A 25,659-nucleotide genomic window follows, 5' to 3' on the forward strand; every position below is an offset into this window, starting at 1 on the left:
GGGGTCAGTGGGCCAGGACGCGGTCGACGGCGTCCACGACGCGGTCGACGCTCGGCAGGTACTCGTGCTCGAGCTTCGCGACGGGGTACGGCGCGTGGAAGCCGCCCACCCGCAGGACGGGGGCCTCCAGGGAGTAGAAGCACTCCTCGCTCACGCGGGCCGCGACCTCGGCGCCGGAGCCGAGGAAGGTCGGCGCCTCGTGCACGACGACGCAGCGCCCGGTCCGCTTGACGGACTCGGCCACGGCCGTGACGTCGAGCGGGGAGATCGCGCGCAGGTCGACCACCTCGGCGCTGGTGCCCTCGGTCGCCAGCGTGTCGGCGGCCTTGAGCGCCGTCGCGACCGTGGGGCCGTAGGCGACGAGCGTGACGTCGCTGCCCTGCCGGGCGACGCGCGCCCGGTTGAGCACGTCGGCGCCGCCGGCCGCGGCCACCGTCGGGTACGGGCTGGTCGCGACCTCGCCCTTGGACCAGTAGCGCCCCTTGGGCTCGAAGAACAGCACCGGGTCCGGCGACGCGACGGCGGCGCGGATCATGTCGTAGGCGTCCTGCGGGGTGGACGGCGACACGACGCGCAGGCCCGGCGTGTGCGCGAACAGCGCCTCCGGGCTCTCCGAGTGGTGCTCGACCGCGCCGATGCCGCCGCCGTAGGGGATGCGGATGACGACGGGCACCTGCAGGCGGCCGCGCGACCGGTAGTGCATCTTGGCGAGCTGCGTCGTGATCTGGTCGTAGGCCGGGAAGACGAAGCCGTCGAACTGGATCTCGCACACCGGCCGGTAGCCGCGCAGCGCCATGCCGATCGCCGTGCCGACGATGCCGGACTCCGCGAGCGGGGTGTCGACCACGCGGTCCTCGCCGAAGTCCTTCTGCAGGCCGTCCGTGACGCGGAAGACGCCGCCGTTGCGGCCGACGTCCTCGCCCATGACGAGGACCTTCGGGTCGGACTCGAGCGCCGAGCGCAGGCCCTCGGTGATGGCCCGGGCGAACGTCAGGGTCTGCGGGGTTGCTGAGGTCATCGGGCCGCCCCCGTCGTCTCGTGCGTCTCGTTCTCGTACTGCTCGAACCACGCCCGCTCCGACCGCACCTGGGCGTGGTCGGTGGCGTACACGTGCTCGAACATCGCGCTCGTGGGCGGGGCGCCGAGCTCGCGCACCTCGGCGCGGAGCCGCTCGCCCAGGGCGTCGGCCTCGCGCTCGATGCCGGCCGCCCAGTCGTCGTCCCAGCCGTCCTCGGCGCGCAGCAGCGCGGCGAGGCGGTCGATCGGGTCGCGGCGGGCCCAGTGGTCCTCCTCCGCCCGGGCGCGGTATCGGCTCGGGTCGTCGGAGGTGGTGTGGGCGCCCATGCGGTAGGTGTAGGCCTCGACGAAGGTCGGGCCGCCGCCGGTCCGGGCGCGCTCGAGCGCCTCGGCCGTCACGGCGTAGCAGGCGAGGACGTCGTTGCCGTCCACGCGCACGCTGGGGATGCCGAAGCCCTCGCCGCGCAGGTACAGCGGGACGCGCGACTGGCGCGACGTCGGCTCCGAGATCGCCCACTGGTTGTTCTGCAGGAAGAACACGACGGGCGCGTTGTTCACGGCCGCGAAGACGAGCGCCTCGCTGACGTCGCCCTGGCTGGTGGCGCCGTCGCCGAAGTAGGTGACGACGGCGGCGTCGCGCGCGTCGTCGCCGGTGCCGACCGCGCCGTCGCGCTGCACGCCCATCGCGTAGCCCGTGGCGTGCAGCACGTGGGAGCCGATGACGAGCGTGTACAGGTGCACGTTGTGCTCGGCCGGGTCCCAGCCGCCGTGGTCCGCGCCGCGGTACAGGCGCAGGCGGTCGACGGGGTCGACGCCGCGGGCCTGGAGCACGCCGTGCTCGCGGTAGGAGGGGAACACGTAGTCCTGCGGCGAGAGGGCGTACGCCGACCCGACCTGGGCGGCCTCCTGGCCACGGCCCTGCGCGTACAGCGCGAGCTCGCCCTGCCGCTGCAGGGCCGTGGCCTCGTCGTCGAACCGACGCGTCAGCACCATGTCGCGGTACAGGGCGCGCAGGTCCTCGGAGGTGAGGTGGTCGACACGCGAGCGGTAGGTCGCGTTGTCGGGTTCGACGACACGCTCGCCGGTGGGCGAGACGAGCTGGACCAGGGGGTCGACGTCAGCGGGCGCGACGTCGGCGGGCACCTCAACGGGCGTCTCGTCGGGTTCGCCGGTGGTGGTCTGCGGCACGCGGTCTCCTTCGCTGACGGCCCCCGGGTGGGGCAGGGCTGCTCCGGCATGGGAGGAGGTCCCGGGAAGACCCGCCGGAACGGCGACCCACCGGAACCTACGCCTTCGTAGCCTACGCCAGCGTAGGTTGTCGTCCAGGGGGCGCACCCCCCGGCGTCGGTGCCAATGTCCCCCCGATCGTTTTGGAGGGTTCCTCCAAGCGGCCGGGTGCGCGACGACGACCGCGCTGGTCAGCGCGGGTAGCCCTGACCCGCCCGGAGCGCGTCCCGCTCGCGCAGCACCGGCCAGCGGGAGAACGCGAACACGAGGAACATCACCACGTTGAGGACCGGCACGATGCCGACCAGGACCCACCAGCCCGAGTAGCCGGCCTTCTGGATGATCCGGATGTACGCGATCAGGAAGATCACGAGGATCGCCAGGTACACGATGATCGCGGCGGTGCCGAACAACCATCCGTAGTCGTCGGCGAGCTGGTCGTAGTCCCAGTTGTCCATGGACAGCGAGTCTTCCCCGGCGCGACGGCGCCGCAACCTGAGCCCCCGACGGGCCGGCTCCCGGTCAGGAGGCGCGCCAGGCTCCTCCGGCGTCGTCGTACCGCCAGTCGCGGGCGGCACCCGGGTCCGCCGTCGCGCCCGCGAACCAGCACGTCGCATCCGGGTCCCAGCCGGCGAGCACCGACGCGACGCCGTCGGACACCGGCACCGGCAGCCCGGCCGTCGTGAGGTACCCGCGCACCGTGAGATGCACGGCGTCCACCTCCCGGGCCACCGCCGCCCAGTCGGGCAGCACCCAGGCGCCGTCGCGTCCCGTGGTGCGGTACCAGTCGTGCCGCCGCGAGGCGGTCACCTCCAGCGGGTGCCGGCGGCACAGGTCGGCCCAGTCGTCCGGCCCGTCCAGCTCCAGCACCTCGACCCCGGCGTCCGGCAGCGCCGGGCGAACGCTCCCGCGCTCCCACCCCATGCCGTCCTCGACCAGCCAGAGGCCCACCGGGCCGTTCGCGCCGAGGGCGCGGCTGGTGCGGAGCAGCTCGTGCGGCGGCACGGACCACCACGCGCCGCCCCAGCTCGCGCGCGGGTCGGACGGACGCTCGCGCGCCGCGGTGCGCTCGTCCTCCACGGTCTCGGCGCGCCACGCCGCGACCAGGTCAGGCCGCTCCGCCGTCGTCGTGCCGGGCAGGCCGAGGCGCCCCTCGTCGTACCAGACCACCTCGCGCTGGGCCTCCGACGGCACGGGTGTGGACCACCAGTCCACCGCCGACGCCGCGAGCAGCGCGTCGGCGGCCGGTGCCAGCGCCTCGCGCACCTCGGGGAGGGCGGCGAGCACGTCCTCGCCGTCCGGCTCCTGCCAGTAGCGCGCGTTGTCGACCGCCGCGCCGAGGACGTCCAGCACCTGCCTCTCGTCGGGCACGGCGAACGTGGCGTCGCCCAGCCGCCGGACCACGTCGTCTGTCGCCGGCCGTGGGCGGCGGCCGCGACGCGGGCGGCAGCCGCGACGCGCGCCGTACCGCACCCGCGAGGTCCCGGCCCCGGGGTCCAGGTCGTGGGCGGCGCGGAACACCGCCAGCCGCACGTCGTCGTCCTGCGCCTGCGCGAGCTCCTGGCACAGGCGCCGGCCGCGCGGGCCGGAGAGCAGCGCGGCGGCGTCGAGGCGGCTGGTCCCGGGCACGGGCCCACCCTAGAGGCGCGTGTCAGACCCTGGCGGGAGGCTGGGGCCACACCCGACGAAGGGACGCACCCGTGAACGCGCAGTCGACGCCGACCCCGGTCAACCCACCCTCGCTGCACCAGAACCCCGCGTTCGCGTGGGGCATGATCCTGCCCGCCGGCCGCACGCTCTACGTGGGCGGGCAGAACGGCACCGGCCCCGACGGCGCCATCGTCGAGGGCGGCCTCGGCCCGCAGACCGAGCAGGCGCTGCGCAACGTCATCGCCGTCCTCGAGAAGGCCGGCACGGACGTGGAGCATGTCGCCAAGCTGACCATCTATCTCGACCCGTCCGTCGACCCGAACGCGGCCTACGCCGCCTCGGGCAAGGTCTGGCGCGCACGCACCGCCGTCACCGTGCTCGCCGTCGCGCCCGCCAGGCCGGGCGCGCTCGTCGAGGTGGAGGCCGTCGCGACCGTGCCGGAGGGCTGACACGCCCCGTCCCCCGCTCGTAGGGTGACGGCCGTGCGCAGACATCGGTGGCGAGGGCTCTTCCAGGCCGTGGCCGTGCTGGCGGTGCTCCTCGCCGTCGCCGACGGGTTCCGCTGGGGCAACCGCTGGTACCTCTCGACGATGTTCGACCGCTCCGACCGTGAGTACGCCCTGGAGATCCTGGCCAAGGCCCACGACGCGCTGGTGCACGGGCTCGCGTGGCTCGTCGTCGCCCTCGTGGCCGCCGCCCTCGGGTGGCGGCTGCGGGTCGTGCGTCGCCCGGCCGCGCGCTGAGCCCGGTCGCACCGGCAGGCGCCCCGCTAAGGTCAGGCCATGCCGAAGACGACACCCGCCACGCCCACGACGATCCTCACCGCCGTCGACGACGCGTGGGCCGGGTCGGTCCTCGACGCGACGGTGCGCGACCGGCTGGCGTCGCACGGCGCGGTGGCGGACCTCGCCTCCGCCGACGACGCGGCCCTGGCCGCGGCGCGCGTCCTCGTCACCGGCTGGGGCGCCCCGGAGCTGGACGCCGCGCTGCTGGACCGGATGCCGCGGCTGGAGCTCGTGGCGCACGCGGCCGGCTCGGTGCGCGCCATGGTGACCCCGGCGGTGTGGGACCGCGGGATTCGCGTCACGTCGGCGGCGCACGCCAACGCGCGGGCCGTCGCGGACTTCACGGTGTCGATGGTCCACCTGGCGGTGAAGAACGTGCTGCGGCTCGGCCTCACGGCCGCGCGCGAGCACGCGGTGCCCGGCCGCGACGGCATCCGCGGCCTCGACGGCAGCACGATCGGCCTCGTCGGGTTCGGCCTGATCGCGCGCCTGGTCGCCGAGGGCCTGCGCCCGCTGGACGTGCGCGTGCTGGTGCACGACCCGTACTACGACGCCGACGAGGCGCGCCGGGCGGGCGTGGAGCTGGTCGACCTGCCCCGGCTGCTCGCCGCCAGCGACGTCGTCTCCGTGCACGCCCCGCTCACCGACGGCACGCGCGGGATGCTCGGCGCGGACGAGCTCGCCCTGCTCGCGCCGTCCGCCACGCTGATCAACACCGCCCGCGGCGGGCTGGTCGACCACGACGCGCTCGCCCGCACGCTCGCCGGCCGCCCCGACCTGTTCGCCGTCCTCGACGTCACCGAGCCGGAGCCGCTGCCGGCGGGCCACCCGCTGCTCGGCCTCGGCAACGTCTTCCTCACGCCGCACGTCGCCGGCTCGCTCGGCACCGAGGTGGCGCGCCTGAGTCACGCCGCCGTCGACGAGATCGACCGGTGGGCCGCCGGCGAGCCCCTGCTCCACGAAGTACGCCGCGAGCAGCTGCCCTTCACTGCCTGAGCGACCCGCGGCGCCCCGCGAGAGGCCGCCGAGCCCGACCCCCGGTCGGCTCGGCGGCCTCTCGCATGTTCACTCCGTTGTGATCTTGTGTTGTTACTTGTTCACTAGAGCATCAAGTTGTTACCGCACCGAGACCGCAGACGTTTGACCGGATCGGCCAGGATCGGCCAGAGTGTGTCGCGGACACCAGCTCATCGCCCTCGTTGCCGAGGATGACCCACAGGGACGTGGACATGACGAGTTCACAAACTCACACTCTTGAACACACAAAGTCACAGACGACACCACGACGACTCAGCGACGGACAGTTCGCCGTCCTGCTGCTGCTGCCGGGCGTCGCGCTGCTGGCCGGCGTGGTGCTCTACCCGCTGATCGCCGCGCTCGTCACGGCGTTCTTCGAGCAGAGCCTCGTGCTGCCGGGACGCACGTTCGTCGGGCTGCAGAACATCGTCGACGTGCTGCAGGGCGACTTCCTGCGCCTGCTGCGCCAGACGCTCGTCTTCACGCTCGGCACCACGCTGCTGCCGTTCGTGATCGGCTTCGCGCTCGCGCTCGCGCTGAACACCAGGATCCGCGGCGCCAAGGTGCTGCGCGGGCTCATGCTCATCCCCTGGCTGGTGCCCGGCGTCGTCGTGTCGTTCCTGTGGATGTGGATCTTCAACGCCAACTACGGCGTGATGAACGCGCTGCTCCAGTCGGTCGGCCTGGTCGACGACCCGCAGGCCTGGCTGGCCCAGCCGGGCACCGCGATGGGCGCCGTGATCCTGGCGAAGACCTGGCAGTCGTTCCCCTGGATGATGGTCATGCTGCTGGCCGGCCTGCAGACCGTGCCGGTCGAGCTGCACGAGGCCGCCGAGATGGACGGCGCGGGCACCGTGCGCCGCTTCTTCGCCATCACGCTGCCGCACCTCAAGGGCATCGTCGGCCTGGTGGTGCTGCTGGAGTTCATCTGGAACTTCCAGCACTTCGACATCATCTACGTGCTCACCGGCGGCGGCCCCGCCGGCGCCACCCAGACGTTCGCCACCGCCGTGTACGAGACCGCCTTCCAGGGCTACGACCTCGGCAAGGCCGGCGCGCTGGGCCTGCTGTGGATGGTGCTGCTCATGGCGCTCGTCGTCGTGTACGTCCGCTTCTCGGAGAAGGGAGAGGAGCGATGAGCGCGACGACGCAGCTCCCCGCCGCCCCCACCCCGCCCTCGGCGTCGTCCCCGGCCGACGCGGCCCGCCCGCCGCAGCGGCTGCGCCGCGGCGCGTTGCGGTCCGAGCGGCCCGGCGTGCGGGTCGCCGCCTGGGCCACCGTCGTGATCTGCGGCGGCTTCGGCCTGCTGCCGGTCTACTGGCTGCTCGCCACGTCCCTGACGCCGCGCGACCAGGTCTTCAGCTACCCGCCGAAGTTCTTCCCGTCGGCGCCCACCCTGGACGCGTTCGCCGCGCTCGCCTCGAACGACCAGCTCTTCGGCTACCTGCGCAACAGCGTCATCGTCTCGGTCATCACCGCGGTGCTGTCGGTGCTGGTCTCGGCGTACATGGGGTACTCGTTCTCCAAGTTCCGCTACCGCGGCCGCCGCTCGCTGATGTACCTGGTGCTGGCGTCGCAGATGTTCCCGCAGGCCCTGCTGCTGGTGACGCTGTACAGCGTGTTCAGCGCATACAACCTGCTGAACACGTACACGGCGCTGGTGCTGAGCTTCACCACCTTCACGCTGCCGCTGTGCGTGTGGATGCTCAAGGGCTTCTTCGACACCATCCCGGACGAGCTGATCGAGGCGGCCCGCGTCGACGGCGCGTCCCGCCTGCGGATCATCCACTCGATCGTGCTGCCGCTGGCGGCCCCGGGCCTCATCGCCGCCGGGCTGTTCGCCTTCGTCCGCGGCTGGAACGACTTCGTCTTCGCCCTCACCCTCGCCGGCCCGGAGAAGCAGACCCTGCCGCCCGGCCTGGTCAACACCTTCATCGGCGAGGCCTCGACGGCGTGGCCGGAGCTCATGGCGGCGTCGCTCGTCGTGTCGCTCCCGGTCGCGATCGCCTTCATCGCCCTGCAGAAGTACCTGGTCGGCGGCCTCACCGCCGGCGCCGTCAAGGGCTGACCGCACCCGCGCTCCACCCCCTTCCCCACCCCGAACGACCCTCGATGCGGAGGATCCTCATGTCCCTCACCCTTCCCCAGAGCGCCATGTCGCGACGTCGCGTGCTCCAGCTGCTCGGCATCGGCGCCGGCACCGCCGCCCTCGCCGCCTGCGCGCCGTCGGCCCCCGGGGCGTCCACGGGCAGCGCCGCCTCGGCCGCCGCCACCGGCGGCACGAAGACCGACTTCGCGTTCTCGTCGTGGTCCTTCACGGAGGAGGCCGCGGCCCCGGCGCTCGAGGCGATCGTCAAGGCCTACCAGGAGAAGGCGGGCGTCACGATCAAGGACGTCTCGTTCCCCTACAACGAGTACATCAACCAGCTCACCCTGCAGGTGAAGGGCGGCCAGTTCACCGGCGCCGCGCACGTCGACGTCGCGTGGCTCGGCTCGCTCGCCGCGATGGGCAAGCTGCAGGACCTGACGGCGCTGACCGAGGGCCGCGGGTACACGGACGCCGCGCTGTCCGCCGCCCAGTTCGACGGCACGCAGTACGGCCTGCCGTGGACCATCGGCGCGATCGGGCTGGTCGCGAACTCCGACCTGCTGAAGAAGGCGGACCTCGACCCCGACGCCTTCCCGGCCACGGTCGACGAGTTCGAGAAGGCGCTCAAGTCGCTCAAGGGCCTCGGCGGCGGGCTCATCCCCTACGCCGCGTCCACCAAGGCCGCGCAGCTCAAGGACATCCTCATCTGGATGGAGACGTTCGGCAGCCCGCTCGTCGACGGCGACACGGTCACCATCGGCGACGACGCGTCCGTCGAGGCCGTGACCTGGTACAAGTCGCTGTACGACCAGAAGCTCATCGCCGCCGACGTCGACCGCTTCGACGCCCGTTCCCTGTTCGCGCAGGGCCGCGCGGCGATCTACGACGACGCCCCCGTCGGCCGCGGCGCGGTCACCGAGGAGTCGCCCGACAAGGACCTCGGCAGCAAGCTCGTGCCGCTGTCCCGCCCGGTGCTCAAGGACGGGGACACCCCGCGCGCCCTCGTGTGGGGCGGGGCGATCGCCGTCGTCGACGGCGAGGGCGCCGAGACCGCCGCCGACTTCGCCCAGTTCGCGACGTCGGACCTCGACACCGTGCTGGCCGACTACGAGGTCCGCGGCCTGCCGCCCGTCACCACGGAGGCGCAGCAGTCCGACGTCGTCGCCGCCGACACGTTCGGCACGCAGTTCAACGACCGCATCACCGCGACGTCCACGAGCAACCCGTTCTGGAAGTTCACCGCGTACTCGCAGATCGAGACCGTCGTCGCCGAGCAGGTGCAGGCCGTGCTGGTCGGCAAGACCGACGCCAAGACGGCCATGCAGAAGGCCGGCGAGGCCGCGCAGAAGCTGGTCGCCTGATGGCGCGCCGGACCGCCCGTGGGGCCGCCCTCGCGACGGCGGCGCTCGCGCTGGTCGCCGGCACGTCGCTCGCCGCCGCGGCGTCGCCCGCGCCGGCTGCCCCGCACGCGCCGGCGAAGCACGCCGAGTCGATCGAGCAGCTCCCCTACCCGGTGGACCCGTCGAACAACGCCGGGTGGTGGACGCCGCTCGACGTCGTCGACGGGGTCACCTACATGGCGTTCGACGCGCCGGCCGCGGAGGCGTCCCGCCACGAGGTGCACCTCGCGGCGAAGGCGGCGGACGGCGAGTGGACCGTCGGCTGCCTGCGCGCCGACGACGGCTCGTGCGCCACCTTCCTCGACGACAGCGGGCACGACCAGCCGTCGATCGTCGTGGACGGCGACGGCACCATCCACGCCTTCGTGTCCATGCACCACGTGCCGTGGCAGTACTACCGGTCCGCCACGCCGGGCGACGTCACGTCCCTCGTGGAGGCGAGCGCCGACCTGCCCGACCAGGGCGTGCCCATGACGTACCCCGTCACGGCGCGCGGCACCGACGGCGACGCGTACGTCATGGTGCGCGGCGGCCGGGACGAGGCCACGGTGCGCGACGGGCGCCTGTACCGGTACGACACGGCCACGGACGCGTGGTCGCGGGTCGCGGTCTTCGCGTCCGGCGTCGGGTACTCGGTGTACCCCGACGACCTGGAGGTCGGCACGGACGGACGGCTGCACGTGCTGTGGGAGTGGCACCGCTGGGCCGCCGGGCCGTACCGGCACCTCGGCTCGTACGCGGTGTACGACCCGGCGGACGACTCGTGGCACGACGCCGCCGGCGCGCCGATCACGACGCCCGTCGCCCCCACGGCCGGCGGCGCCGTGGTCTACCAGCCGTTCCGCCCCGGCGAGACGATGCAGTCCGACGCGCCGACCGTGCAGACGGCGAAGCTCGCCGTGCACGGGGACACGCTCGCGGGCGTCGTCTACCGGTACGCCGAGGCGAAGGCCGACGGCACCCCCGACCGGTTCGACGTGCGGTTCGCCCGCTTCGACGGCACCGCGTGGCAGCGCGAGACGGTGATCGACGCCGAGTCGCTGGGCGACGGCATCGACACGGTCGCCGCGCTGGACGCGACGTCCGCGGCCGGCGTCACCCGCGCGTACGCCGTGGTGCAGGGCACGGTCGACGGCCGGGTCCGCACCCAGGTGGTGCGCGCCGAGCGCGGCCTGACCGGCGGCACCTGGCGGTTCGCCGGCCTCGGCGACGTGCAGGTGGGCCAGCAGCGCCTCGCCGCGCGCACGCTGCGCACCGGCCCGTCCGCGGGGGCCGACGTGCTCTACCTGAGCGCCGCGGAGACCGGGCCGACGTCGGGCACGTTGTTCCACGCCCGCGTGCCCCGCACCGGCACCCCGATCGAGGGCAGCCCGCTCGCCGACGTCGTCGCCGGCCTCCGGCCTCGCTGATTGAGCCTGTCGAAATCCAGGAACCGGGTTTCGACAGGCTCAACCAACGGGGTCGATCGCGACACGCTCAACCACCGATGAAGTAGACGAAGGAACTGAGGAAACATGCGCACGCAGACCGTCGAGGCGGACGTCGTCGTCGTCGGAGGAGGACTGGCCGGCGTCAGCGCGGCGGTCGCCGCCGCGCGGCTGGGCCGCCAGGTCGTGCTGGTGAACAACCGGCCGGTGCTGGGCGGCAACTCCTCGTCCGAGGTGCGGGTGTGGGTGTGCGGCGCCACCGCGCACGGCAACCAGCGCTGGGCCCGGGAGACCGGGATCGTCGGCGAGATGTACGTCGAGAACCAGTACCGCAACCCCGAGGGCAACCCGGTCTACTGGGACGACGTCGTGCTGGACACCGTGCGCCGCGAGGAGAACCTGCGGCTCTTCCTCAACACCGACGTGCGCGAGGTGGTCGCGACCGGCCCCGACGACACCCGCCGCATCGAGTCCGTCACGGGCTGGACCATGGGCTCGGAGATCCTCACGACGTTCACCGCGCCGGTCTTCCTCGACTGCACCGGCGACGGGCTGGTCGGCCACCTGGCCGGCGCGCGGTACCGGCTCGGCAAGGAGTCGCAGGCCGAGTTCGGCGAGGAGTGGGCGCCGCCGGAGCCCGTGCGCGAGTTCCTCGGCTCCACGCTGCTCTTCTACACCAAGGACCTCGGCCGCCCGGTGAAGTACGTGGCGCCGGAGACGGCGATCGACATCACCACCACGCCCATCCCGATGAACCGCGTGATCCGCAGCGGCGACTCCGGCGCGCACTACTGGTGGATCGAGTGGGGCGGCGAGCTCGACATCGTCGACGACAACGAGCGCATCCGCGACGAGCTGCGCGGCGTCATCCTCGGCATCTGGGACTACATCAAGAACTCCGGGAAGTTCGACGCCGACAACCTCACGCTCGAGTGGATCGGCAACGTGCCCGGCAAGCGCGAGTACCGCCGCCTGATCGGCGACTACACGCTGCACCAGGGCGACGTGGTCGGCCAGACGTCGTTCGAGGACGGCGTCGCGTTCGGCGGCTGGTCGATCGACCTGCACCCCGCCCAGGGCATGTACGCCGAGGGCGCGGGGGCGCTGCAGCGGTTCTCCGACGGCGTCTTCGAGATCCCCTACCGCTCCCTGTACTCGGTGAACGTGGAGAACATGCTGTTCGCCGGGCGCGACGTGTCGGCCACGCACATCGCGTTCGGCGCCGCGCGCGTCATGGCGACCTGCGGCGCGATGGGCCAGGCCGCGGGCACGGCGGCGGCGCTGTGCGTGGAGCACGGCACCACCCCGCGCGGCATCTACACCGACCACCTCGACGAGCTGCGCCAGACCCTGCTGCGCTGGGACGCGCCCGCCATCGGCATCGCGAACACCGACCCGCACGACCTGGCCCGCCGCGCCCGCGTCACCGCGTCGAGCACGACGACGCGGATCGCCGCGCCGGTCGCCGACCCCACAGACGGCGACCCCTACGACTTCGACGTCTACGACCTCGACGTCGACCTCGGCATCGTGCTGCCCGTGGACCCGCGCCTCGACACGGTCGAGCTGCTCGTCTCCGCCCGCCGCGACACGACGCTGTCGGTCGAGGTGTTCTCCACCGGCAAGCCGCAGAACGTGGTGCCCGCGCACCTGGAGGCCAAGACCGACGTCGTCGTCCCCGCCGGCGACGAGCGTTGGGTCACCGCGCACGTGCCGTTCGCCCCCGACACCCCGCAGAACGCCGTCGTCGTGCTGCGCGCCAACCCCGACGTCGCGGTGCGGCTCACCTCCCCGCTCCCGGCGGGGGTGCTCACGCTGGTGCACCGCGTGGACAACGACGACCAGAACGTGCAGATCAGCTCGGACGAGCTGCTGGTGCAGTGGCCCACCAAGCCGCTGCGCGGGCGGTCCGTCGTGTTCCGCGCGGGCCCGGACACCCGCGCCCTCGCGCCCGAGCGCGCCACGAGCGGGTACCACCGCAACCACGGCGGCCCGCACCTGTGGGCGTCGTCCCCGATGGTGGCCGGCCGCGACGAGTGGCTGCGCCTGGACTGGGACGAGCCCGTCACCGGGCGCGAGGTGCGCGTGGTCTTCGACGACGACCTGGACGTCGAGCTCAACACGCTGCACCACCACCGCACGCCCGACGAGATCATGCCGACGCTCGTCAGGGACTACCGCGTCGAGGTGCTGCCCGCCGGTGGCGAGGACGGCGGCGACTGGGTGACCGTCGCCGACGAGACCGACAACCGGTGGCGCCTGCGCACCCACCCGCTGCCCGCCGACGTCGGCCCGCTGCGCGCCGCCCGCCTCGTCGTCGGCGGCACGAACGGCTCCGCGCAGGCCCGCGTGGTCGCGCTGCGCGTGCAGGAGTGACCGTGCCGCACGCAGGACTCACCCGCACGGCACGCGGCGCCGCCACCTCCGCCCGGGCTACGCTGACCGCCGTGCACAGGAAGGAGCGCACCGGCATCGTGGCGCTCGCCGTGCCGGACCTCGAGGAGCCGTACTTCGCCGAGCTCACGGCGCTGCTGGTGCGGCGCGCCGACGAGCGCGGGCTGTCGATCCTCATCCAGCAGACCGCGGGCGACCACGAGCGCGAGGTGGACGTCGCCAACGGCATCGGGCTGCCCCCGACCGACGGCCTCATCCACATCCCGCGCGCCCTGTCCGTGGCCGACCTGACGCGGCGCACCTCCCCCGGGCCGCTGGTGCTGCTCGGCGAACACATCCTCGTCAGCCCGTTCACGCACGTGACGATCGACAACCGGGCCGCGTCGTACGCCGCCACCGAGCACCTCGCGTCGGTCGGCTGCCGCCGGGTGGCGTTCGTCGGCCCGCGCGACGCCCGCCCGTCCGACGCGGCCGACCGTCGGTACGCCGGCTATCGCGAGGCCGTCGCCGCGCTGGGGATCGCGGACGACCCGGCGCTCGTCGCGCAGGTCGAGTCGTTCACCCCCGCCGAGGGGCAGCGCGCGGTCGCCGACCTCCTGGCGCGCGGCGTCGAGCTCGACGGCATCGTCTGCTCCAACGACTCGGTCGCCTTCGGCGCCCTGCCCGCGCTGCACGACGCCGGGCGGCGCGTACCCGAGGACGTCGCCGTCGTCGGCATCGACGACGTGCGCGGCGCCCGGTTCACCACGCCGTCGCTGTCGTCCGTCTCCCCCGACAAGGAGGCGCTCGTCGAGCGCGCCCTGGGCGAGCTGGAGCGGCAGATCGCCACCCCTCCCGGCGCCAACCTGCCGGTGCAGCACGTGGTCGTGGACGCGCGCGTCGTGGCGCGCGCGAGCACCGCCCGCTGACCGGCCGTGGGAGGGCGCCGTCAGTCCCGGTCGACCGGGACGACCCAGAGCTCGCCGACGTGCGCCTCGAGCAGCTCGCGGGCGTCGTCGTCCAGGCCGTCGTCCGTGACGAGCCGCTCCACCTCGTGCAGGTCGACGATGGTCGTGAGCCCGACGACGCCCCACTTGGTGTGGTCGGCGAGCACGACGGCGTCCTGGCCGGCGGCCAGCAGCGCGCGGTCTGTCTCGGCCTCGAGCAGGTTGGGCGTGGTGAGGCCCGCGTGCAGGTCCACGCCGTGCACGCCGAGGAACGCCACGTCGAGGTGCAGGTGCTCCAGCGACCGCACCGCCACCGGGCCCACGAGCGCGTCGGACGGCGTCCGCACGCCGCCGGTGAGCACCACGGACTGCGTGTACGGCTCGTCGGCGCGGTCGGGCCGGCGGAACGCCTCGGCCACCGGCAGCGAGTTCGTCACGACCGTGAGGTCGGGGACGGCGCGCAGCTCCTGCGCGAGCACCCACGCCGTCGTACCGCCCGAGAGGCCCACCGCCATGCCTGGCTCGACGAGCTGGGCGGCGCGGCGGGCGATGGCCCGCTTGGCCCCGGCCTGCTGCTGCACCCGCGAGGCGAACCCGTGCTCCTGCACCGCGCCGGCGTCCCCGCGCGTCGTGGCGCCCCCGCGCACCCGGTCGAGCTCGCCCGCGTCCGCGAGCGCCTCGATGTCCCGGCGCACCGTCATCGCGCTGACGCCCAGCTCCTGCGCCAGCTCGGTGACGCTCGCGGCGCCCCGGCGGCGCACCTCGGCCACGATCCGCGACCTGCGTTCTGCGACGAGCACCCGCACCCCCTTCGATCCGCGGCACAGTCTGTCACGCGCCGTCGTGACCGACCCCGCCTCAGTTCCCGCCCTGGAGATCCCGTGACCCTGCCCGCCCCCTACGACGCCTGGTTCCCCGACAGCCCCATCGACGGCACGTACGGGTACGACCGCGACGGCCTGCTCGCCGTGCCGCCCGCCGCCGAGCCGGACGGCTTCGCCGACCTGTGGCGGTCGTGGCACGCCGCCGCGCGGGGTGTGCCGGCCGACGTCGTCGCCGAGCCGGTGGGCCGCCAGGGGGCGCACGACGTGTCGGTCGTGACGTTCACCGCCGACGGCGGCCTGCGGCTGCGCGCGTGGCTCGCGCTGCCGGCCGACGGGCCGGTCCGGGTGGGGATCGTGCACGGCCACGGCTACGGCGGCCGCGAGGCGCCGTCGTTCGAGCGGGTGCCGCGCGGCGCGGCCGTGATCTACCCGGTGGCGCGCGGCCTGGTGTCGCTGAACGCCGGGGTCGGCGCGCCCGCGACGAGCGACGCGCACGTGCTGGCCGGCATCGAGGACGTCGAGACGTACGTGCTGGGCCGCTGCGCCGTCGACCTGTGGCACGCCGCCACCGCGCTGCAGGAGGCGCTGGCCGGCATCGACGGCGTGCCCGCGGACCTGCCGCTGTACTACGTGGGCGGCAGCTTCGGCGGCGGGGTCGGCGCGCTCGCCGTGCCGTGGGACGACCGGTTCGTGGGCGCCACGCTCGAGGTGCCGAGCTTCGGCCAGTACGACGAGCGGCTCGCCGTGCCGTGCACCGGCAGCGGCGAGGCGCAGCGCCGGTACGTGGCCGAGCATCCCCGGGCCCGCGCGGTCCTCGCCCTCACCGACGCGTCCGTCGCCGCCACGTACGCGCGCGTTCCCGTGCGGGTCGAGTGCGCCCTGTGGGACGCGCACGTGCCGCCGCCCGGCCAGTTCGGCGTCGCAGCGGGCTTCGCCGCCGCCGAGCGCGCCGGCACCGGGGCGGAGCTGGAGCTGGCGGTGCTCTCCGCCGGGCACGCCGAGTACCCCGGCCACGCACGCGAGATGGCCGCCGCGTTCGCGGCCACCCGCGCGCACGTCGAACGGGTGCTGCCCCGACGGTGACGCGTGCGGCATCCTGTCGGCATGGAGGACGGCGCGAGCGGCCCGGAGGTCGGCACGGGGAGCGGGAAGCGGCCGCGCCCCGGGGGGCGCAGCGCCCGGGTGCGCGAGGACGTGTTCGCGGCCACGCTCGCCGAGCTGGTCGAGGTGGGCTACACCGCGCTGACGATCGAGCGCGTCGCGGCCCGTGCCGGCGTGCACAAGACGACGGTCTACCGCCGCTGGGAGGACAAGGACTCGCTGCTCGTGGCCGCGGTCAGCGAGCTCGCCGCCCAGCCCGTGCCCGCGGTGGACACGGGCGGCCTGCGGTCGGACCTGTTCGCCTACGCCAGCGCCATCGTCAGTCTGCTCGCGGGCCCGGTCGGCCGGGTGGCGCGGACGGCGCTCACCTCCGACGCGATGCGCGTGCCCGGGATCGCGGCGTTCAAGGACGAGCTGTTCGCCACGCGCCGGCCGCTGTCGGCCGAGATCGTGCGGCGCGCGGTGGAGCGGGGCGAGCTGGACCCGGGCACCGACCCGCACCAGGTGATCGACTTCCTGGTGGCTCCGGTCTACTTCCGGCTCATGCTCTCCGAGGAGCTGCTCGACGACGAGCTCGCCCGGCAGGTCACCGACGCCACCGTGGCCGCGGCCCGGGCCGGCGCGTTCGCGTCCTGACCCGGGCCGCGCGCCCCGTCGTCGTCCCCGTCAGAGGACCTCGACGAGCTCGCCGTCCAGCGAGTAGCGGGCGATCTTGCTGTCCCGCTCGCCGCCGACGTTGACCTGGATGATCGCGCCCTCGTGGGCGCCCGGCATCATGAGGATGCCGACGCTCTCGGAGACGCCGTCCTCGATCTCGGTCGCCTCCGGCGCGCCGTCGATCGCCTCGACGACGACGGCGGGGTCGACCTCGTCCAGCCCGAACAGGTTCTGCTTCAGGGCCTCGGTGTCGCCGCCGTAGTCGACCGGCGTGGACTCGCCGACGGCGCCGTCCCGGTAGTCCCACTGGTTGAGCTCGTCCGGGGCGGCCGGGTCGACCGCCATGAGGGTGATGTCGGCGGGGTTCACGTTCACCTCGGTGACCTGCACGTCGTCGCCGCCGACCTTCGCGGCGAGCGCGTCGAGCGCCTCGCCGATCTCGTCGGGCGTGCGCTCGAGGGTCGCCGGCCCCGTCTCGACGGGCGCGGCCGCCGGCGCCGACTCCGCGGTAGACCCGGACTCCGCCCCGGACTCCGGCTCGGACCCGCCGCAGGCCGCCAGCCCGCCCACCAGCAGCACTGCCCCCAGCACCGCTCCAGCGTGGCGCACGGTCTTCATGTCGATCCCCTCGTCCTCGGGCGCTCGCCCGCACGTCGGCGCCCGCGGTCGGTCCACGGGCTCGCGCCGTGACGCTAGTCGAGCCCGCGAACTAAAGCAACTTTGAGTTGCTTTAGCGTGTCTCCGCCATCGACGCCGTCCCCGTGACCCGCTGGAGCAGCGTCAGCTCCTCCACCGCGGCGGCGGCACCCTCCGTGCGCAGCACGCTGTCCAGGAGGATGCCGTCCGGGTCGTCCACCGCCTCCTTGCGCGCCTTCGGCTCCACGCGCAGCTGCAGCCCGGCGCCCGTGAGCGCGTCGGCGAACCGCCCGGCCTTGATCCGCCACGTGCCGCTGTGGAAGTCGTCGGCCACGAGCAGGCCCGTGCCCGCGTCGAAGACGCGGCACAGGTCGCCCGTGTAGTCGACGTCGACCCACAGGTCCGCCCACGGCCCGTCCCCGGTCCCCCGCAGCACGACCCGGCCGGGCGAGATCGCCTCGGTGACCACGGCTTCGGGCCGCAGCCCGGGCGCGGGGAGCGGGACGCGCACGCGCACGTCGCCGTCGGCCGAGACCACCCGCACCTCGGCCTCCGCGGCGTCCGCCTCGCCGAGCGCCCGCAGCCTCGACACGGTGACGATGCAGTCGTCGGGGCCGTCGCCGTCGAGCGTGAAGTGGTCCGGCGAGGTGACCAGGCGCTTGGCGGCGCCGGTCCCCGCGACCTGGGCGTGCTCCGCCTCGGCCCACGTGAGCGTCACGACGCGCACGTCGCCACCGGGCCCCCGCACGAGCACCGGCTCGTCGGCGCCGGCCCGCACGACGACGCTGGTGCCGTCGGCCTCGGCGCGCACCGCGCCGCCGGTCGGCGCCACGACCTCGGCGCCCGCCGCGAGCACGTACTCCGCCTCGTCGCCCGGGGACGCGAGCACCACCACCGGCGCCTCGGGCGTGCCGAGCCGCGCGACCGGCTGCGCGGTGGCGGACAGCAGCGTGACGCCCGCGCCCAGGACCAGCCCGACGGGCAGCACGAGGTTCGCCCCCGACCGGACGTCGAGCCGGCTGCGGCGCGGCACCTCGAGGTCGCCGTCCGACCGCCGCACCGTCAGGCGCACGTCCTCGCGCGCCGACATCGGCGTGTTGTTCCCGTAGTTGGCGAGGAAGACGAACCCGCGGTCCCGCCCGCCGCGCAGCACGGCGCGCAGGCGGTCCTCGTCGGGGTCGGTCACCGGGTCGGCCGGGTCGACGACCGGGAGCCCGGCGAGGTCGCGCCCGAACTCGCGCACCAGGTGGTTGAGCGGCGCCAGGGCGTAGAACGACTCGCGCCGCTCCCCGAACTCGCTCACCGGCGCCCAGAAGTCGTAGGAGCGCTGCGTGAACGTCGTCTCCTTCGGCGTCCAGCCGAAGCCGTCGCCGCGCACCGGGTTGGTGCCGCCGTGGAACAGGTAGTAGCCGAGGAAGATCGACTCCGTGCCGCCGATGGCCGTCGACGCCGTCGTGACCGTCATGTCGGCGGGGGTCCGCGAGCGGTACGCGGCGCGGTGCGGCGACCCGGTGCCCAGCTCGCAGAACGCGATCGGGTACCGGCCGCGGTAGGGGTAGTCGCCCGGCAGGAACGTGGTCAGGCGGGCGTTCGGTCCCGAGCGGGGGTGCAGGTCCAGGTACGCGCCGTAGGTGGGCAGGAACTCGCCGTCCGGCACCTCACCCGCGGTGCGCCACCCGGTCATGGAGAAGAACGGCGGCGTGATGCCCGACTCGACAGCGATGCGGCGCAGGGCCGCCATGTGCTCCGTGAACTCCGCGCCTGTCGGGCCGCGGTGCTCGGACGCGGTGTAGCCGAAGAGGGTGCCCCAGTCGTTGGGCGCGTGCGACAGCTCGTTCTCCAGCTGCACCACGAGGACGTGCCCGCCGTCGTCGAAGTACATCCCCTCCAGCTCGCGCGACAGCGCCTCGAAGTAGCGCCGCACCAGCGCGAGGTAGCCCGGGTCGTTCGACCGCTCCACCACGCCCATGCCGAACAGCCACGGCGGCAGGCCGCCCACCAGGTACTCGGAGTTGTTGAACGGGCCGATACGCGGGAGGAACAGCATCCCGAGGTCGGCGCAGATCTGCGCGAACCGGCGGACGTCGTTCGGCCCGGTGAAGTCGAAGCGACCGGGCTCCGGCTCGACCAGCCCCCAGAACACGTACGAGCTCACCGCCGTGCACCCGGCGTCGCGCAGCGCCCGCACCGCGTCCTCCCACTCCGCCTCCGGGTAGCGCTGCGGCAGCAGCTCGCCCGAGACGACCGGCAGCGGCTCGCCGTCGAGCGTGAGGAACCACGGGTTGGCCTCCAGGCGGCGCCCCCGCGGGTCGGTGCCGCCGCCGCGGATCGGGCGGCCGTCGAGGGGCAGCAGGTCGGCGCGGGCGTCGAGCGCGATCGTCGTGGGGCGCGCGGAAACGTCAGGGGTGGTCATGGGCTCGCTTCTGGTCGGGTGGGTGGTCGCCCGCTCACGCGGTGCGGGAGACCCGGGCGGTGGTGCGCACGGCGGCCTCGGCCGACGGCGGGAGCACGAGGTCGAGCACGTGGATCGGGGCCCGCAGCCCACGCTCGACGTCGAACCGGCTCGTCTCGGCGCGCACGCCGGGCGGGAGGTCCAGGTCCAGGCGGACCCGCTCGCCGACCACCTCGGCGCGCCCGTCGCCGACCAGGCGGAAGGGCAGCAGGCCGACGAGGCGGAGCACCACCGGCAGCGGGCGGGCGGCGGCGAACGCGTCGTCGAGGTCGAGGCGCCCGTCGGCGTACGTCCAGGTGCGGGTGAGGCTGCGCAGGTCCGGGTGGTCGTAGGCGGCCGCGTACTCGATCGCGAACCGCGCCCGGCCGGGCGCGCGATCGGGGTCGAGGTCGACGTCGAGCACCCGCGCCGCGGCGTCCGCGGACCACCCGTGCTGGCGCACGCCGTCCACGAGCGGCACGGAATGGCCGTGCGAGCCCGTCGCCGGGTTGTCGTACCGCCGCTCGGAGAAGTAGTCGCGGTCGTAGACGCCCACGCCCGGGTCGGCGAGCAGGATCTCGCCGTCGGCCGCGAGCACGAAGCTGCCGACGTCGTTGTGGTTGTGCAGCTCGTCGTTGTGCCCGCCGCGGGCGGCCAGGCCGACGTCGCGCCCGGTCCCACCGGCGTCGGCACGGTCGCGCACCACCAGCCACTGCGCGTGCGGCAGGTACGTCGACGACGAGCGGTCGGGCGCGGGCCGGGACGCCGGCGCGTTCCAGACCAGGCTCCGGGACGCGAGCACCCACCGGCCGTACCGCTGGTCGCCCTCCTGGGGCAGGTCCGGCCCGGCGGGCACCTCGACGCCACCCAGCCGCGCGTCGAGCAGCGACAGCAGTCCGCGGTCCAGCCGCGCCCGGGGGCGGGTGTCGGCGAACGACGCGACGACGTCGCCCGTGAGCCGCACCTGCTGGGGGAACCGGGCGACGCGGCCGAGCCGGCCGGTCGGGTCGGCCCACAGGTCGACGTCGCCGCCCGAGAGCTCGCGCAGGGCCTCCGCCGCCGCGGCGAAGTAGCCGAGCCCGTAGTGCCAGTAGTCGACGCCCTCGGCGCAGACCCCGTCCTCGTCGAAGCCGCTCAGATAGGTGTCGAACGCCGCGAGCGCCCGTTCCGTCACGCGGGCGCGGTCGGCGTCGCCGAGCACCGGCAGCCCGGCGAGCAGCACGCCCGCCGCGCACACCGCGGCCCAGTTGGTGGGCGCCTGTTCCCACCAGTGCTCGCGCGCGAGGAAGGGCTCGAGCACCCGGCGGCGCGCCTCGTCGCGGGCCCGCCGGACGACCACCGGCGGCAGCCGGTCCGCGAGCAGGCCGGTGACCTCGACGAGCGCGGCCGCCGTCTCCGCCGCGCACAGGTCGACCTGCTGGTCGTGCGGCAGCGGCGGGTCGGCGTCGAGCAGGCCCTCGACGTTCGCCGGGTGAGCCCAGGCGTACTCGTCGCAGATCGCCCAGACGGTGTCGGCGAGCGCCCCGACGTCGCGGCCCGGGTCGAGCAGCGCCGCGAGCGCCAGGTCCGCGAGCCGTTTCCGCCGCCCCCGGAACGCCGCCTCGAAGGAGGTCCGGTCACCGCTGCGCGCGAACTCGGCGTACACGCGGAACGGGACGGGCGGCACGGGCTCGCGCTCGCGGGCGTCCGCGTGCGCCAGGATCTCGGCGGCGGCGGACGCCGTCGCCGGCTGGTCCCGGACCGCACGCCACCGGGCCGGGTCGCCGAGCCCGGCCCCGGCGCGCGCGGCCGGGTGAGGGGTCGTGGCCGTCATCGCACGCGGGTGCTCTCGCGCACGACGAGCTCGGGCTCCAGCACGACCTGCCGGGGGTCTCCGCCCGGCTCCGCCTCCAGCAGCTCCACCGCGGTGCGCGCGAAGTCCGCCCGCGGCTGGCGGATCGAGCTCAGCGGCACCACCGCCGCCGAGGCGAAGTCGATGTCGTCGTAGCCGATCACGGCGATCTCGTCCGGCACCTTCACCCGGCCCTCCACGACGAGCGTCTGCAGGAGCCCGAACGCCAGCTGGTCGTTCATCGCGAACACGCCGTCCGGCCGGTCGGCCGGCGGGCGCAGCAGGATCCGCTCGCCGATGGCGCGGCCGGCGTCGATGGATCGGTCGGGCACGTCGACGGTCTCGATGGTCACGCCCTCACGGTCGGCGACGGCCCGCCTGGCCCCGGCCAGGCGGTCGTCCGCCTGGCGCAGCCCCGTGGGGCCGCCGACGAACATCAGCCGGCGGCACCCGCGGGACAGGAGGTGCGCCGCGGCCGTGTACCCGCCCTGGACGTCGTCGATCGACACCGAGGAGTTGAGGTCCGGACGCACCTGCTTGTCGATGATCACGGCACGGATGCCGCGCTGGTGCAGACGCTCGAGCTGACGCTCGACGTCGCCGATCGGCGAGACGAGGACGCCGTGCACCCGCTGCTGCTCGAACAGCTCCAGGTATCCCCGCTCGCGCTCGTTGCTGCCGTCGCTGTTGGCCAGCAGCACCGACAGGCCGCGGCTCGCCGCGTAGCCCTCCACCCGGCGCGCCAGGTCCACGAAGAACGGGTTGCCGACGTCGAACGCGAGCAGCCCGATCGTGGTGCTGCTGCCGGCGCGCAGCTGCCGGGCGGCGTCGTTGCGCACGTACCCGAGCTCCTCGATCGCCTGGGCGATCCGCTGCCCGGTCTGCGGCGCGACCCGGTGCGGAGTGTTGAGGAACTTCGAGACGGTGGCCGGCGACACGCTCGCGCGCACCGCCACCTGCTGCATGGTCGACGTCATTCTTCTCCTCGTGTACCGGTGACGGTGGCCGCGGCCCGCGCGACGTCCGGCCCGGCGCCCTCGTCCAGGTAGACCCACCCGATCGCACCGTGCCAGGTGTTCGTCAGCGGGCCGATCCGGTAGTTCCAACGGTAGGACGGCTGGATCATGATGCGGTCGATCGTGCCCGACCAGCCGGGGATCGCCGACATGTCGACCTCGTAGTCGTGGAAGTCGGCTCCCGGCACGAGCGGGATGGTGACGCCGCGGCGCCCCGGCTCGTTGCCCGGCGGGGTGCCGGTGCCGGGTCGGTCGAACTCCGGGTCGTCGGTCGTGGTGAACAGGACGTACGCCGTCTGGCGGTTGTCGGGGTTCGACATCCGCACGTGCACCGTGTCCACCTCGTCGGCGTCGACGTCGAGCCCGGCCGGCGACAGCAGCGCCGGCTCGTACCCCGTGGACGCACTCACGGAGCCGCGCGAGACGGTGACCGGCACGAAGCCGTCGTCGGCCGGCACCTGCTCGACCTTCGGAGCCGAGAAGGTGCGGAAGTTCAGGGCCCGCAGCCCCGAGGCCTCGGGCCCCCGCCACGACCCGCCCGCGTCGGCGCTGTAGTACTCCGTGCCCTCGAGGTAGTTCCCCTGGTCGTTGTAGCCCACGCCGTACGTGCCGGCGTCCGGCGTCGTGTGCGGGTTCGAGATCTCGAAGGAGTACATCTTCTCCGGGTCGAGCCCGGTGAGGCCGGGATAGACGCTGACGTAGCCGCCGGCCTCCGTCACCTGGTCGGCCGGGACCGTGCCCTCGAACAGCTTCTCGCCGTCCGGGTCGGAGACGCTCAGGCGCAGGCACCCCTGGGGGTCGTCCTTCTTCGTCACCCACACGTCCAGCTGGGCGAGCGTGCCCGTGCGGACCTGGAAGGTCTGGCGGCGCTGGAAGTTCCAGGCGACGTCGGACACCTTGGAGAAGGTGCTCTTCGTGTTGTCGACGTCGATCGCCGGGTCCTCGGCGGGCACGCCCGCGCTCGGGCACGAGATGTCCGGGTTGATCGTCCAGCCCTCGCCGGAGTCGGTGAAGTCCCAGCGCGGGCCGGCGGTGTCGGTCACCTCGACCGAGCTGACCGTCACGGCGCCCTCGCCGGGGGCGAGGTCCACGCGGAGCTGGTCGATCGAGTCCAGGTCGACGTCGTCGATCGGGACCACGACGTCCGTGAACCCCTGCGCCAGGCCCTTCTCCTCGTGCCCGTTGACCTGGAACTCCACCGCGTGCGCGTCGTCGAACTCGCCGTCCGCGTCGCGCAGCCGGACCGTGCCCGACGTCGCGTCGCCGGCGTTCCACAGCTGCAGGCGCACCACGTCGGCCGGGTCGAGCCCGAGCCCGTCCGGGGAGGTCAGCGACAGGCCGTCGGCCGAGTTCGGCGCCGTGAGCGAGCCCGCGCGCACCGTGGCCTCGGTGGACGACGTCCAGCCCTGCGCGTCGCCGGCGGCGGAGAACCGCCACTCGCCCGGCCCGTCGGCGGACTCGCCGCCGAGGTAGGAGACCGCCGGGGTCCAGCTCACGGCCGGGCTGCCCGCGGGCACCTCGAACCGCACGACCTGGCCGGCGGCGACCTCGACGTCGTCGGCCGTCAGCACGGCGCCGAGCTCGTCGACCGTCGCCTCCGCGACGACCTGGCCGTCCACCGTGACCCGCACCGGCGCCGAGCCCGACGTCGCGATCGGGTAGCCGCGGACGGCGACCACGCCGTCGCGCGGGGCGGTCCAGGCGAGCGCGACGTCGGCCGCCTTCCCCGGGGCGAGCGCGAACCGGGTGGCCGAGCCGGACGCGGCGTCGTCGCCCGGCGCGAGGTCCCGCCAGGCGCCGCCGACCTTCCGCTCATGGGACCACGCGCTGCCGTCGGCGTCGAGGTCGATCGCGGAGTGGCTGATCCACCCCTCCTCGAGCTGCAGGTTGTCCTCGTTCGTGATGGCGGACGTGGTGCCGCCGAGGTGCGCGGTGAGGAACCCGTTCGGCTCGGAGGCGAGGTTGTCCGAGACGAGGGCCTCCGGCGCCGGCCCGCTCCCCACCTGCGAGACCGACCCGCCGCCGGGGTACGGGATGTAGCTGTGGTACCCGTTGCGCAGGAACGTGTTGGCGCGGATCTCGTTGTCGGTCGAGTAGTCGTTGGCGCCGTGGATCGCGAGGTACTCGATGCCGCCGCCGTAGTTGTCGGCGAAGTAGTTCCCCGCGATGACCACGTGGTGCGTGCGCGCCTCGTGGTCGATGGCGACCATGTCCGGGTTCTGCGTGTTCGGCGTGTTGACGAACACGTTGTTGGCGACGACGACGTCCCGGACGCTGCCCAGGTAGAGGGCGGCCGTCCCGTAGTTGGTGCGGCAGCCCGCGGACCCGTCGAGGACCGAGTCGCGGACCATGACGTCCGACGCCTGCGAGATCGCCAGGCTGTCGGGGCAGCCCGCGTCGATCTGGGAGGGCACCTCGTCCGGCGGCGGGTTGTTGTTGTCGTCGTCCTTCTGCCGAAGCCCCTCGATCAGCACGTTCCGGAAGACGCGGTTGGCGGTGGTCTCGACCGTGCCGCCGCCGCTCGCGTCCGTCACGCTCCCCTGGTGGGAGAACGTGACGCCGTGCGCGTTGTGCGTGGTCTCGACGTCCCGCAGCGTGACGCCGTCGACGACGGTGTCGGCGAGCCTGACCGCGCCGGTGCTGCGCACGAAGAGCCCGACGACGCGGTTGTCGTGGATGTTCAGGCGCTCCGCCGTCACGCCCGTGTGGCCCTTCGTGGAGTAGTCGAGCCGCAGCCCGTACTGGAACACCCCGCGGCCCGTCTCCTTGTCCTTCTGGCCGATGTCGAGGTCGCTCACCACGGTGTGGTTCGCGTTCCGCACGACCGCCGCCGTGTTGGTCCCGTTGGCCACGAGCCGCGGCGCGTCGCCCTCGCCGTACGCCCCGATCCGGGCGGGGCTGCCGGCCTCGCCGTGCGGCGCGTCGACGACGAGCTGCTCGTCGAAGGACGCCCCGCGGGCCAGGAGCAGCCGGTCGCCCGGGCCGAGCTCCAGCCCCTTGACCGGGCCGAAGCCGCACCACGGCGCGGCCGGGTCGGTGCCGGGCCCGGTGTCCGAGCAGGCCGCGGTGTCCCGGCCGTCGACGTAGTAGGTCGCGCCGTCCTGCGCCTGCGCCGGGGAGCCCGCGAACCCGGCAAGGGTCGCGAGGGTCACGGTCGCCGTCGTCGCGGCCAGCAGCCGCCGTGGTCGTTCACGCATGGTCGAAGTCCTCACCGTCGAGTGTCTTGTCGTC

At 74.1% G+C, this 25,659-nt stretch carries 21 protein-coding genes; 11 read left to right on the top strand and 10 right to left on the bottom strand.

All coding sequences use genetic code 11. The annotated features are described in order from the left end of the window. Positions 1-4: 4 nt before the first annotated feature. From AAG589_RS16740 to AAG589_RS16755, 4 genes are all read right to left on the bottom strand, one after another. On the bottom strand, positions 5-1,018 hold the full coding sequence (locus AAG589_RS16740) for an alpha-ketoacid dehydrogenase subunit beta (RefSeq protein WP_430568408.1): 1,014 nt from the start codon (positions 1,016-1,018) through the stop codon (positions 5-7). Continuing rightward, complete coding sequence (gene pdhA, locus AAG589_RS16745; protein ID WP_446719754.1) at positions 1,015-2,205, bottom strand: pyruvate dehydrogenase (acetyl-transferring) E1 component subunit alpha; 1,191 nt, start codon at positions 2,203-2,205, stop codon at positions 1,015-1,017. Before pdhA ends, AAG589_RS16740 begins: the two co-directional genes overlap by 4 nt. Before the next feature lie 230 nt (positions 2,206-2,435). Further along, a complete protein-coding gene (locus AAG589_RS16750; RefSeq protein ID WP_430568409.1) occupies positions 2,436-2,702 on the bottom strand; it encodes a DUF805 domain-containing protein in 267 nt (88 codons plus the stop codon). A 64-nt stretch (positions 2,703-2,766) separates the two neighbouring features. After that, positions 2,767-3,873 (bottom strand): hypothetical protein, encoded by a 1,107-nt coding sequence (locus tag AAG589_RS16755; RefSeq protein ID WP_430568410.1) that lies wholly within the window; start codon positions 3,871-3,873, stop codon positions 2,767-2,769. 71 nt (positions 3,874-3,944) lie between these two features. Here AAG589_RS16755 and AAG589_RS16760 point away from each other — a divergent pair, with 71 nt between their 5' ends. From AAG589_RS16760 to AAG589_RS16800, 9 genes are all read left to right on the top strand, one after another. Then, positions 3,945-4,343, top strand: a complete 399-nt coding sequence (locus tag AAG589_RS16760) for a RidA family protein (protein WP_430568411.1) — start codon at positions 3,945-3,947, stop codon at positions 4,341-4,343. A gap of 33 nt (positions 4,344-4,376) precedes the next feature. Next, positions 4,377-4,637 carry a hypothetical protein gene (locus tag AAG589_RS16765; protein WP_430568412.1) on the top strand — a complete coding sequence of 87 codons (261 nt, stop codon included), beginning with the start codon at positions 4,377-4,379 and terminating at the stop codon, positions 4,635-4,637. Positions 4,638-4,676: 39 nt separating this feature from the next. Beyond that, positions 4,677-5,675: a hydroxyacid dehydrogenase gene (locus tag AAG589_RS16770; protein WP_430568413.1), complete on the top strand. Its 999-nt coding sequence runs from the start codon at positions 4,677-4,679 to the stop codon at positions 5,673-5,675. Between the two features lie 212 nt (positions 5,676-5,887). Next, positions 5,888-6,835 (top strand): carbohydrate ABC transporter permease, encoded by a 948-nt coding sequence (locus AAG589_RS16775; protein WP_430568414.1) that lies wholly within the window; start codon positions 5,888-5,890, stop codon positions 6,833-6,835. Continuing rightward, positions 6,832-7,764, top strand: a complete 933-nt coding sequence (locus AAG589_RS16780) for a carbohydrate ABC transporter permease (protein WP_430568415.1) — start codon at positions 6,832-6,834, stop codon at positions 7,762-7,764. The genes AAG589_RS16775 and AAG589_RS16780 overlap by 4 nt, the downstream gene beginning before the upstream one ends. A gap of 59 nt (positions 7,765-7,823) precedes the next feature. Beyond that, on the top strand, positions 7,824-9,146 hold the full coding sequence (locus AAG589_RS16785) for a sugar ABC transporter substrate-binding protein (RefSeq protein WP_430568416.1): 1,323 nt from the start codon (positions 7,824-7,826) through the stop codon (positions 9,144-9,146). Further along, positions 9,146-10,594, top strand: a complete 1,449-nt coding sequence (locus AAG589_RS16790; RefSeq protein WP_430568417.1) for a BNR-4 repeat-containing protein — start codon at positions 9,146-9,148, stop codon at positions 10,592-10,594. The genes AAG589_RS16785 and AAG589_RS16790 overlap by 1 nt, the downstream gene beginning before the upstream one ends. A gap of 105 nt (positions 10,595-10,699) precedes the next feature. Beyond that, positions 10,700-12,988: an FAD-dependent oxidoreductase gene (locus AAG589_RS16795; RefSeq protein ID WP_430568418.1), complete on the top strand. Its 2,289-nt coding sequence runs from the start codon at positions 10,700-10,702 to the stop codon at positions 12,986-12,988. 71 nt (positions 12,989-13,059) lie between these two features. Then, on the top strand, positions 13,060-13,914 hold the full coding sequence (locus AAG589_RS16800; RefSeq protein ID WP_430568419.1) for a LacI family DNA-binding transcriptional regulator: 855 nt from the start codon (positions 13,060-13,062) through the stop codon (positions 13,912-13,914). A gap of 20 nt (positions 13,915-13,934) precedes the next feature. Here AAG589_RS16800 and AAG589_RS16805 read toward each other — a convergent pair whose 3' ends face one another. Next, positions 13,935-14,732, bottom strand: coding sequence for a DeoR/GlpR family DNA-binding transcription regulator (locus AAG589_RS16805; RefSeq protein WP_430568420.1), 798 nt, complete (start codon positions 14,730-14,732; stop codon positions 13,935-13,937). Positions 14,733-14,813: 81 nt separating this feature from the next. On the opposite strand from AAG589_RS16805, the gene AAG589_RS16810 reads away from it, so the two are divergent. After that, the gene (locus AAG589_RS16810) at positions 14,814-15,839 is read left to right on the top strand and encodes an acetylxylan esterase (protein ID WP_430568421.1); all 1,026 of its coding nucleotides are present in this window, start codon (positions 14,814-14,816) and stop codon (positions 15,837-15,839) included. A 21-nt stretch (positions 15,840-15,860) separates the two neighbouring features. Further along, entirely contained in the window at positions 15,861-16,493 is a 633-nt protein-coding gene (locus tag AAG589_RS16815) for a TetR/AcrR family transcriptional regulator (protein ID WP_430568422.1), read from the top strand. 30 nt (positions 16,494-16,523) lie between these two features. On the opposite strand, the gene AAG589_RS16820 is transcribed toward AAG589_RS16815, so the two are convergent. The 5 genes from AAG589_RS16820 to AAG589_RS16840 all read right to left on the bottom strand — a co-directional run bounded on the left by AAG589_RS16820 (position 16,524) and on the right by AAG589_RS16840 (position 25,625). Continuing rightward, the gene (locus AAG589_RS16820) at positions 16,524-17,132 is read right to left on the bottom strand and encodes a hypothetical protein (RefSeq protein ID WP_430568423.1); all 609 of its coding nucleotides are present in this window, start codon (positions 17,130-17,132) and stop codon (positions 16,524-16,526) included. Positions 17,133-17,244: 112 nt separating this feature from the next. Next, positions 17,245-19,563: a beta-galactosidase gene (locus AAG589_RS16825; protein ID WP_430568424.1), complete on the bottom strand. Its 2,319-nt coding sequence runs from the start codon at positions 19,561-19,563 to the stop codon at positions 17,245-17,247. A 34-nt stretch (positions 19,564-19,597) separates the two neighbouring features. Beyond that, a complete protein-coding gene (locus AAG589_RS16830; RefSeq protein ID WP_430568425.1) occupies positions 19,598-21,394 on the bottom strand; it encodes a heparinase II/III domain-containing protein in 1,797 nt (598 codons plus the stop codon). After that, positions 21,391-22,389: a LacI family DNA-binding transcriptional regulator gene (locus tag AAG589_RS16835; RefSeq protein WP_430568426.1), complete on the bottom strand. Its 999-nt coding sequence runs from the start codon at positions 22,387-22,389 to the stop codon at positions 21,391-21,393. Before AAG589_RS16835 ends, AAG589_RS16830 begins: the two co-directional genes overlap by 4 nt. Beyond that, positions 22,386-25,625, bottom strand: a complete 3,240-nt coding sequence (locus tag AAG589_RS16840; protein WP_430568427.1) for a hypothetical protein — start codon at positions 25,623-25,625, stop codon at positions 22,386-22,388. Before AAG589_RS16840 ends, AAG589_RS16835 begins: the two co-directional genes overlap by 4 nt. Positions 25,626-25,659 lie beyond the last annotated feature (34 nt).

The organism is Isoptericola sp. F-RaC21 (assembly GCF_038593535.1).
Taxonomy (GTDB): Bacteria; Actinomycetota; Actinomycetes; order Actinomycetales; family Cellulomonadaceae; genus Isoptericola.